The organism is Halalkalibaculum sp. DA384, from assembly GCF_043951955.1.
In the GTDB taxonomy this organism is placed as follows: Bacteria; Bacteroidota; Rhodothermia; order Balneolales; family Balneolaceae; genus JAMQKA01.
Genome location: NZ_JBINJE010000080.1, coordinates 1 through 2,327 on the forward strand (window position 1 = coordinate 1; position 2,327 = coordinate 2,327).

The window sequence follows — 2,327 nt, forward strand, 5'->3', positions numbered from 1 at the left end:
CAGATGATCAAGCGTGAGGCCCTGTCCGGCTCCCAGGAATACGGGCAGCTGTATTTTACGGACCACCTGGGCGATTACGGGAAGGCGCTCTACTCCTCGCTGAATGACCGGGCGAATGCCGCCCTGCTGGTCCAGCTGGATGAAAATGTGCAGCTGGCCTACAATCCCCAGCGGATGTCCACGGTAGCCGCATGGCAAGGCCAGCTTGACCTTAGCGAGACCAAATACCAGCTTTACCGGGGGGAAGGCGAACCTATGATTGACGGGCAGGAGCTGAACGGCCTGGAGCGGATGCACTGGAGCTACCAGGATCGATATGGGCAGCTGAATAACTTAGTCTCAGAGCGAACCCCGTATCCTGATGAGTGGCTGGACTACCACGGCCACTACCAGCATGGTGAAGACATCGTACTGTCGTACTCCATTATGGGGCGTAAGGTGTTGGAAAAGCCATCATCTCACATGCTGGAGGGGATCCCGGTCATCCGGCACACCATGACTATAGCGCCGGGAGATTCCTGGCGTAAAATTATGCTTGGTGGGCTCGGAGACTGGGATAGTGAAACCGTCAGGGAAGGTGTGTTTGCACTGAACAATCCCAATGCGAGCGAAGGACTTGGCGAGGAGAATTGGGGCAGCCCGCACCAGAGCCTCGTGATGACTGCACCCGGAGAAGGAAGTTCTATTGACGGTTTCTTTGCCGCGGGCGTGCAGGGAGATACCGAAGGTATGCGGTGGGTCATCGACGAGCCTCATCATCTTGGACTCTATATTCCACCTTCTGACGAAGAACAAACAATAACAATCCACCGCTTCAGCGGGCAGGGCCAGGCCCAATACCTGGCCTTTGCGGGATACCTCTCAGATGTGCAGGGAAGGGTAATTACGAAGCCGGAAACCTTTACGCAGGGTGGACCGCGCGTTTGGAAAGAGACTGTTGTAACCAAAGGACAGCTTAATGCCGGTCGCCCGCACTACGATCCGATCCACTACGGGAAGGCCGACCAGGAGGCCCCCGAAAACCTGGTCACCATTCCGGAAGGCTACCCATACACCGTAGACCAGATCACCCTGCCGTTCGACAACCCGTGGGGCAGCTGGATCCGCCCGTCCGGGTTCGACTTTTTCGGCGACGGCCGGGCGGTGGTCAGCACCTACGCCGGGGACGTGTGGCTGGCCGAGGGTATTGACGACGACCTCGATGAAATTTCCTGGCAGCGTATTGCCACCGGCCTGTACGATCCCTTCGGCGTAAAGGTCAAAGGCGGGCGGATCTACGTGATCTGCCGCGACCGCATCATGCGGCTGAACGACCTGAACGGGGACGGGGAGACCGATTTCTACGAGTCCTTCTTTGCGGATACGGACGTCTCGGATGTACCTGTGCAGGCGTACAACTTCTCTTTAGAAACGGATAGCAAGGGTAACTTTCTGTATGCCAAAGCCGGGCAGTACACCAATAATGATGAGCCCGGAAACCTGATCCGCGTCAGCCCGGACGGGCACACTCAGGAGTCGGTGGCCATCGGCTTCCGCGCCCCCAACGGGGTGACCGTGGACCCGCAGGATCGCCTCTTTGTCAGCGACAACCAGGGCAACTGGATGCCGGCCAACAAGATCAGCCTGGTCGAGGAGGGAGGGTTCTACGGGTATATCCCGACCATCAACCGGGGAGCGACCCATCCGGGGCCCAAGGAATACCAGATGCGCCCGGACCTGGCCAAATATCCCAAAAGCGGGGCCGTTCTGCCGCTCAGCTTTGACGAGCCGATCGTGTGGATGCCCCAGGCCTTTGACAACTCCCCGGGCAACGGGGCCTGGACGCCCCCCGAGTGGGGCCCGCTGGGGGATCGGCTCATTTGGACCAGCTTCGGCAAAGGGTGGGCTTACCAGGTATTGATGGACCAGGTGGACGGGACCACGCAGGCCGCCGTTTCTGCCCTTCCATTCCAGTTTGAGAGCGGCACCCAGCGGGCGGCGATCAATCCCGCCGACGGGCAGTACTACCTGGCGGGGCTGACGGGCTGGGATGATGCGTTTGCCCAGAAGTATGGCTCCTTCGACCGGATCCGCTACACCGGCGGCGAAGGCTTTGTGATGGATGCCGTAAATGTACGGTCCAACGGTATTGCAATTACATTCAATCAGCAGCTGGATGCAGAAATAGCCACCCAAGCCAGCAACTACATGATCAAACAGTGGAACTACCGCTGGAAAGAGCGGTATGGCTCGGAGGACTGGTCGGTGAAAAATCCAGAGCAAACCGGCCAGGATGATGTTCCCGTACAAGGCGCAGAGTTGTCTGAGGATGGCAAAACGATTCTGAT

At 58.6% G+C, this 2,327-nt stretch carries 1 protein-coding gene; it reads left to right on the forward strand.

Going from position 1 to position 2,327, the window contains the following annotated elements:
* A partial coding sequence (locus tag ACG2E4_RS18265) for a DUF6797 domain-containing protein (RefSeq protein ID WP_395277486.1) occupies positions 1-2,327 on the forward strand: 2,327 nt, incomplete at both ends.